This window comes from Limibacillus sp., assembly GCA_037379885.1.
Classification (GTDB): Bacteria; Pseudomonadota; Alphaproteobacteria; order Kiloniellales; family CECT-8803; genus JARRJC01.
In genome coordinates this window covers 126640-134460 of sequence record JARRJC010000001.1, presented here as the reverse complement: position 1 = coordinate 134460, position 7821 = coordinate 126640, and the positions used below count along the sequence as shown (strand labels likewise).

General features: G+C 67.1%; 8 protein-coding genes. 5 read left to right on the top strand and 3 right to left on the bottom strand.

What is annotated here, in order from left to right:
• The coding region (locus P8X75_00675; GenBank protein MEJ1993711.1) for a hypothetical protein at window positions 1-307 on the top strand (307 nt) is incomplete at its 5' end.
• A 105-nt stretch (window positions 308-412) separates the two neighbouring features.
• Here P8X75_00675 and P8X75_00670 read toward each other — a convergent pair.
• Window positions 413-1762, bottom strand: a complete 1350-nt coding sequence (locus tag P8X75_00670; protein MEJ1993710.1) for a TIGR03032 family protein — start codon at window positions 1760-1762, stop codon at window positions 413-415.
• 292 nt (window positions 1763-2054) lie between these two features.
• Between P8X75_00670 and P8X75_00665 the strand changes: the two genes are divergently transcribed.
• Together P8X75_00665 and P8X75_00660 are read left to right on the top strand one after the other, a co-directional pair.
• On the top strand, window positions 2055-2852 hold the full coding sequence (locus P8X75_00665; GenBank protein ID MEJ1993709.1) for a phytanoyl-CoA dioxygenase family protein: 798 nt from the start codon (window positions 2055-2057) through the stop codon (window positions 2850-2852).
• Between the two features lie 11 nt (window positions 2853-2863).
• Window positions 2864-4618, top strand: a complete 1755-nt coding sequence (locus tag P8X75_00660) for a cobalamin-dependent protein (GenBank protein ID MEJ1993708.1) — start codon at window positions 2864-2866, stop codon at window positions 4616-4618.
• Here P8X75_00660 and P8X75_00655 read toward each other — a convergent pair.
• Entirely contained in the window at window positions 4615-5667 is a 1053-nt protein-coding gene (locus tag P8X75_00655; protein MEJ1993707.1) for an AbrB family transcriptional regulator, read from the bottom strand. The genes P8X75_00660 and P8X75_00655 overlap by 4 nt on opposite strands.
• 132 nt (window positions 5668-5799) lie before the next feature.
• On the opposite strand from P8X75_00655, the gene P8X75_00650 reads away from it, so the two are divergent.
• Window positions 5800-6831 carry a proline racemase family protein gene (locus tag P8X75_00650; GenBank protein ID MEJ1993706.1) on the top strand — a complete coding sequence of 344 codons (1032 nt, stop codon included), beginning with the start codon at window positions 5800-5802 and terminating at the stop codon, window positions 6829-6831.
• A gap of 7 nt (window positions 6832-6838) precedes the next feature.
• Here the strand turns inward: P8X75_00650 and P8X75_00645 are convergent, their stop codons facing one another.
• Entirely contained in the window at window positions 6839-7252 is a 414-nt protein-coding gene (locus P8X75_00645; protein MEJ1993705.1) for a hypothetical protein, read from the bottom strand.
• A gap of 136 nt (window positions 7253-7388) precedes the next feature.
• On the opposite strand from P8X75_00645, the gene P8X75_00640 reads away from it, so the two are divergent.
• Window positions 7389-7805 carry an META domain-containing protein gene (locus P8X75_00640; protein ID MEJ1993704.1) on the top strand — a complete coding sequence of 139 codons (417 nt, stop codon included), beginning with the start codon at window positions 7389-7391 and terminating at the stop codon, window positions 7803-7805.
• Window positions 7806-7821: the final 16 nt, after the last annotated feature.

Genomic DNA, 7821 nt, shown 5'->3' with positions numbered 1-7821 from the left:
TGCTTACTACCGCACCTATTTCTACGGCTCGGCCCTGGCCTCTGGCGTCAACGCCACCGCTGAGAGCCAGGCGACCACGGTCAGCCTGGACAACAGCGTGATCAAGGGCGTCTACAACGATGCCCTCAACCTGAAGCGGGGCGCCTTTGCCAAGAGCTACGACGGCAGCGCCTCGGCAAGGGGCGGCAACGTCACGGTGACTCTCACGAACGAGAGCGGCATCGGGACCCTCAGTGGAGACGACGCGCTTCAGGTCAACACCTCTGGCTACAGCACCGTCAACGGCGGCCTGCGCTTCAGCTGGTAACCGCGAGGAACAGGAAAAGCCCCGCTTCCTGACCGGGAGCGGGGCTTTTTTGCGTGTTTGGGCTTGAGCCTACGGGCCGGGCCGTTGACGACGCAGAGTTTGGCGTCAGCCAGCCTGGGCGAGCGGCTCGTGCGTGATGAAGTTCACGATCTCCTCGGAATGGAACCCGAGCGACATGGGGGTCTGCACACCCTCGATGCAGGCGACGTCGTAGAGCTCGCCGATGGGGCCGTCGAGCCGGAACCACTGCGCCACGTCGCCGCTCTTCAGGTTGATGACCTGGATGCCGCACCAGGGGTCGGTGTCCTTTTCCGCAAGACGCTGGTCCAGCTCCAAGCCTTCAAAGCGCTTGTAGCGCGGCTTGGAGAGGCCGACGAAGGCGTAGTCCCCGAAAAAGGAAAGCCCGCGCGCGAAGCCGGGGCAGAAGGCGACCGGATGGAACTTTGGCGTCTCCTCCGCCGGGTCCACGAAGCCCAATTCGCCCTTGCCGGAGTTCAGCAGCCAGACCTTGCCGTTGCGCACCCTGGGCGAGTGCGGCATCGAGAGATCGTCCACGAGGATGCGGTTGCTGCGCACGTCGATCAGGACCCCGCCCTTGTCGCGCCGGTCGCGCCAGCCGTCGATTGTGTCCGAGCGGCTGATCGCGGTCACATAGGCCGGTTGGCCATCCTCCATGGCGAGGCCGTTTAGGTGGCAGCGGTCTTCCGGCGCCAGCTTCGAGATGAAGGGCGGCTTCCAGACCGGCCGGAAGGAATGGCTGACCGACGGCATGGCGAGACAGGAGAACTTGGTGTTCACGAAGACGATCGCGCCGTCAGAGCAGATGCCGATGTCGTGGCTGTGCAGGTGCCCGGTCACCTGAATCGTGCGCGGCACGTAGCAGGCGTCGAAGGTATTGTTCACCCGCTGGTCGGGTCCCAGTACGTTCTCCATGCGGAAAATCTGGAAGAGAGTGGCGAGATAGAGGCGTTGGCGGTCGGCATGCAGGCCCATGGCCTGCCGGAACATCCGCTCGTTCACCATGATGCCGCCATTGGGATTGCGTCCCACGAGGTAGAGCCGGCCGGACTGATAGGAGGTAAAGCCGAAGGAGAGATTGCGCTGCGCCAGGAAACCCGCCAGCCCGTCGGAAGCGGAATAGACCACAGGCTCCTGCTGCTGGCCCTCCTGCTGCAGGCCTTCTTGCCGGCCCTCCGACTGCGGCGGAGCCTCAGCCTGCCCCTGAGGCGCGCCCTGGTAGACCTCGGATTGGCCGGGTGCGGCTTCGTAAGCGGGTTGCGTTTCGGATTCGGTGACCCTGGAGTCCGCGCTGGTCGGCGTCGGCTTGGCCTCGGTCTTTTCGCCCGCGGCGGTGCTGGCCTTGGCGGACTTGGCCGCTGGCTTGCGGGCGCCTTTGGCCGCGCGGCTGGACTTGCCCGCGCTCTTGGCGCCGTCCTTCTTGGATTCGTCCGTCATCTCTCCCCCAGGGTTCTCGGGTCTTCAGGGTTCATGGGAGTTGCTTGCCAGAGCCCTTGGTTTCTCCCGTTTTAAGCGTGGGGAAGCATAGCCTTTTTGGAGAGGTAAGCAAAAGGAACATCAACATATGGACGCATTTAACGCCTGAGCGAGCAAGGCCCAGAGGGCAAGCAACCGGGCTGCGATTCCGCGCCTGTCGCCCGAGGAAATGACAGGGGCTTTCCCCATCCCGGCGGCTTGTTATCATTGCGAGGTTGCCCGGGACCCCAGCCAGCCGCAGGAGACGCCGCCAATGCCGCTCAGCCCAGAAGAGATCGAACGCTATCGGCAAGAGGGCTACCTGATTCCCAACTTCCGCCTCTCGGAGGAGAAGCTGGGCCGCATCCGAGAGGCCTACGAGCGTCTGCTGGCCGCGCACAGCGGCGATCCCGACTTCTCGCCCGATTTCATCCTGGGGCCCCACATGACCAGCGGCTATGGCGTGAAGGGCGACCCGGCATGGCTGGAGTTCGCGCGCGATCCGGAGTTGCTGGATATGCTCGAGCAGCTGATGGGTCCGGACATCATCCTCTGGGGCGTCACGATCTTCGGCAAGCCCGCGGGCGTCGGCAAGGCGACCCCCTGGCATCAGGACGGCGACTACTATCCCATCGAACCCCTGGAAACCACGACCATCTGGATCTCGCTGGACGGGTCCTATCCCGAGAACGGCTGCATGAAGATGATCCCCGGCAGCCATCGGGAGCGCCGGGTTTTCAAACACCACTGGGAGGAGAAGCCCGACCAGACACTGGCTCAGGTGATCGACGAGGATCAGGTGGATCTCTCCCAGGCCACCGACATCGTTCTGGAGCCCGGCCAGATCTCCATCCACGACGTCTACATGGTGCACGGTTCCCAGCCCAACAGCTCCGACAAGCGGCGCATGGGTCTGGTGCTGCGCTACATGCCGGGCCACTGCTACTACAACCACGGAGGCGGGCAGGCGACCGAGGACGCGGGCTCGCGCCATGGCTATTCCAGCCGCCCGCTGTTCCTGCTGCGCGGCCAGGACCGAAGCGGCCGCAACGACTTCTCGCGCGGCCATTGAGCGGCCGGGAGATGCTGCTCGGCAATCCGCTCGGCGAGGAGGACCTGCCCTCCGGCAAGGAGTTGCTGGAGGAAGGCCGGCGGCTGGCGGGTGAGCACCGGGTCGGCTCTTGCCCCTTTCTGGTGGAACAGGGCGTCTCCTCGGAGATCGAGTACAAGCTCAAGGCGGCCGCCGAGGGCCGCATCATGCAGCATGCCCAGATCGGCTACCGCGATCCCGCGCGCAGCCGTGAAGCCTGGCGTGAGATCGCCGGCAGCGTCGAGAAGCAGGGCGGGCGCGTGGACCGCTACGGCATCTGCCTGGACTGGTCCATGGGCTACCCCTCGGCTGAGCGGGCCAAGCGGGGCAAGGGGACCGGACTGATCCTGGAGCGCGCGGAGGACTTCGCTGGCCTGACCGCCTGCGGCCCGGTGGCCCCGCACTTCGGCGACTTCGTGATCGGCCTGCCCGCCGCGCTGGAGAACACCAAGGCGGCGCTCGCTGCCGGGGCCACCTCCATCGGCAACCTGGGCCAATACTTCACCTTCCGCCTGCCCGACTGGCCCGAGGACCTGGAGACCACCAAGGCGAGCGTGACCGCCCTGGCCCTGGCCGCCGCCCAGCCCGTGCCGGTGCTGATCCACTCCAACCTCGACGACGGTTTTGCCGCGCTCTTCACCGATCTCGCCTGCGCCTTTGGCGCGGTCCTGCTGGAGCGCTACATCGTCGAGGAGTTGATCGGCGGGACGATGGGCCACTGCTACGGCCACACCTTCAGCGATCCTCTGACCCGGCTCGCCTTCCAACGCGCGCTCGCCAAGGACCGGGAGGGACGCCCCGGCAGCATGGTCTATGGCAACACCACGCTCTACCGGGAGGCCGTGCCCCAGGCGATGAACTACGCGAGGCTGGGCTCCTACCTCTCCATAGATATCGCCGCCCAGATGCTGCTGCCGAGCGGCCACGCCGTCACGCCCATCCCGGTCAGCGAGGCCGAGCGCATTCCGGACATCGACGAGGTGGTGGACGCGCAGCTCTACGCCGCCGCCCTTACCGAGCGGGTGGCCGAGCAGCTTCCGCTGATCGCGCTTGGCGAAGCGGACACCTTGGCCGACAAGTTGACCGCGGGCGGCGAGCGCTTCTGCGCGGCGGTGCTGGATGGCTTGGAGGCCGCGGGCGTGCCCCGGGACGATCCCTTCAAACTGCTGTTGGCACTGCGGCGCATCGGGGCCAAGCGGCTGGAGGAACTCTTCGGGCCGGGCGAGCCGGACGAGACCGGCCCGCGTGGCCGCCGCCCGCTGGTCGAGGCCAGCCCCGTCGCCGAGCTCAATCTCCGCGCAGGCGCTGTCGCCGCCGCCCTCGGGGAGGAGGAGCGCGCGCGTCTGGCGGCGGCGGGGCTGACCGTGACCGTGGCCTCCAGCGACGTCCATGAGTACGGCAAGCTGCTGGTGGAGCGCGCCTTGCAGGAAGCCGGTGTCGCCACCCTGGACGCCGGGGTGCACGCCGAGCCCGCCAGGCTGGTGGCGGCGGCGCGCGAAAGCGGGTCCGCCGCGATCGCGATCAGCACCTACAACGGTGTCGCGCTGGACTACCTCTCCGCCGTGCGGCGCGAACTGGAACGCGCCGGGCTCGATCTGCCCGTCTTCATCGGCGGCAAGCTCAACCAGATTCCGGCGGACAGCAACTCAGCCTTGCCGGTCGACGTGACGGGGGAGTTGAAGAGCCTTGGCGCGCAGCCCTGCCGGTCGGTCGAGGAGATGCTGCGCGCGCTGGCGAAGACCCTCTAACCGGTCTTGCCGAGGAAGCGGCGCAGCACGATGGGCACGAGCAGCGCCAGGGCGATGTAGCGCACCACGTGGTGCACGCCGACGAAGGCGGGATCGAGCCCCAGCGCCAGCGCCAGGATCACCATCACCTCAAGCCCGCCCGGCGCATAGGAAAGCCAGAGCAGAGCGAGCGGCAAGCCGAGCAGCTCCGCGCCCGCCCAGGCGAAGAGCGCCGACAGCGCCAGGGCGACGCAGACGGTCAGCAGTCCCGCTCTCACATCGCCCAGGATCTGCCGCAGCGTCATGCCCTCGACCTTCGAGCCCACGAAGCCGCCGGTGACGACGAAGCCGACCACCAGCACCGCATAGGGCATGCTGGCCTCGCTGAGCCCGGTTCCGTGCAGCGTAAGGCTGGCCAGCAGGCTGCCGAGCAGGGCGCCGGCTGGCAGCTTCAACAGCCGCGCCACCAGCGCCACCAGGGCCGTCACGCCGAGGCTCCAGGTCAGGTCCCAGAGCGGCGCCTCGTTCTCGCCGAAGGGGGCGACGTTGGGCGCCGCCGTCTCGCCCGGCAGAAGGGAGACGAGGCTGGGCAGCAAGGCGGTCAGCACCACGAGGCGGGAGACCTGCGCCACGGCGATGCGGCCCAGCTTCGCCTCGCTCTCCGCCGCCACGGCCATCAGGTAGGAAAAGGCGCCCGGGATGGACGAGAAGGCGGCGGTCGCCGTGTCCCAGCCGAAGCCGCGCTTGAAGATCACCGTGAGCAGCACCGAGGTGCCGCCGACGCAGGCCAGCAGCAGCACGAGGCTGAAGGGCCAGAGCAGGATCTTGTCGATGGTCTCCGGGCTGATCCCGGCCCCCATCGAATAGCCGATCACCACGAAGGTCGTATCGCGCAATCGGTTATCGAGCTGCACCTTGACGCCGCCGAGGGCAACCAGCGCGACCATGATCATGCCGCCCGAAAGCCAGGGAGCCGGAATGCCCGCCAGGAAGGCGAGCGTGCCCCCGGCGGCGGCGAAGGCGACGCAGTTCAAGCTTGTCGGCATACGGTTCAGAGCGGCGCGGATCACCAGGGTGCTTTCTTTCGGGGGCAGTCTTTCGGGGGCAGTCTTTAGGAAGCCTCTGCGCGAGAACGCCATGCTAGCGGCTTGCGCTCTCTTTGGCGATTGCCCGCCGCCTACTTTTCGGCTTTGCTGCTGGTCATGCGGAGCAGCAAGTCCATCAGGATCGTCGAATGCCACGCCGAGGGGGAGGTCGGAGACGTCATCGTCGGCGGTGTCCGCCCGCCGCCCGGCGATACGATTTGGGAGCAGTCCCGCTGGATCGCCAATGACGGCACTCTTCGTAACTTCGTGCTCAACGAACCCCGCGGCGGGGTCTTCCGCCACGTGAACCTGCTGGTGCCGCCCAAGCAGCCCGGGGCCGATGCGGCCTTCATCATCATGGAGCCGGCCGACACTCCGCCCATGTCGGGTTCCAATTCGATCTGCGTCGCGACCGTGCTTCTGGAGACCGGGATCCTCGAGATGACGGAGCCGGAAACGCGGCTCCTGCTGGAAGCACCGGGCGGCCTCGTTGAGGCGAGGGCACGCTGCCGCGACGGCCGGGTCGAGGAGATGAGGGTCACCAACCTGCCCTCCTTCGCCCAGAAGCTGGATGCCACGCTGGAGGTCGAGGGGCTGGGCAGCCTCACGGTCGATACCGCGTTCGGCGGTGACTCCTTCGTGGTCGTGGACGCCGGGGCCCTGGGCCTGAGCTTGGAGCCCGAGGACGCCCGCGACCTGGCGGCGCTGGGCGCGCGGATCACCCAGGCGGCCAACCAGCAGCTTGGCTTTTCCCATCCGACGCTGGAGGAGTGGCGTCACATCTCCTTCTGCCTTTTCGCCGGTCCTCTCGAAAAGACCGGCGAGGGACTCGAATCACGCGGGGCCGTGGCGATCCGGCCCGGCAAGATCGACCGCTCGCCGACCGGCACGGGCTGTTCGGCCCGCATGGCGCTGCTTCATGCGCGCGGGCTCTTGAAACGGGGACAGAGCTTCACCGGGATTTCCATCATCGGCTCGCGCTTCAACTGCCGGATCGAAGAAGAAGTGGACCTCGCCGGGACGCCCGCCATCCGCCCCTCGATCGGCGGGCGGGCCTATATCTCCGGCCTGCGGACTCTTCTGCTGGACCCGGAGGACCCCTGGCCCGGCGGCTACCGCGTCAACGACACCTGGCCCTCCGACCTCTAGGTCCGCGCTACCTGACCCGGCGACCTGAGATGTCGCGCCAGGCGGCGGGCGGTCCCCAGGGGCCGCCGCTCCGCACCCCGATCGCCGCGCGGGTGGCGATGGAGTCCTCGGCGGCGATGAGACGCTCGCCCTCGTAGAGATAAACCTCCAGGCGCCCGTGATCGTCCAGCAGGGTGATGCGGCAGTCGATGGCGTCCACCGCGAAGCGGTAACTGTGGGCCAGTAGATTGCGGCGCCGGACCTGCTCGCGCGCGGAACCGTCGATGACATCGCAGATCATCACGAACTTGACGGCGGGCGAGCCTTCGAGGATCAGCAGGAAGGGTGCCTCCTCTCCGCTGGCGCGCGCTGTGCCGGGAAGCGCCAGAGCGAGCAGGAGCCCGAACACCGCCAAGAACCGCGCCCTGCGCCTCTCGATCATGCGACCACCTCACGATTGTTTCTTCCAAGTAAGTTGGCGTTCCGCGTGCAAAGCTCAAGCGAAGCCTTGCGCCAGCGGCCAGGGCTCTTACCTTACGGATTGAAGGTTATCGTCCGTGCAAGAGGGAAGACCGCTTATGAAACCGCTGATCAGCCTCGCCGGCCTTGTGATGCTTGCCGCCTGCACCTCGCAGAGTGGCGGTCAGCCAGCGGCGAATCCGCTGGAAGGCAGCGAATGGCGGTTGATCAACCTTTCAGGGGAGGCGGTCGCTGAGGACCAGCGGGCCACGCTCGCCTTTTCCTCCAATACTTCGGTCAGCGGCAGCGGCGGCTGCAACAACTTCGTCGGCGGCGTCGCCGTGGGCGAAGAGAGGATCACCTTCGGTAATCTGGCCTCCACCCGTAAAGCCTGTATCGGTCCGGCCATGGAACTGGAGGAGGGCTATTTGGCGGTCCTTTCCCGTGCCGCGCGCTATGACGTCGAGGAGGGCGCGCTGGTTCTTTACGCAGCCGATGGGACCCTTCTGGCCCGCTACCGGCCGATTACCCAATAGTTTACGCCTTACAGAT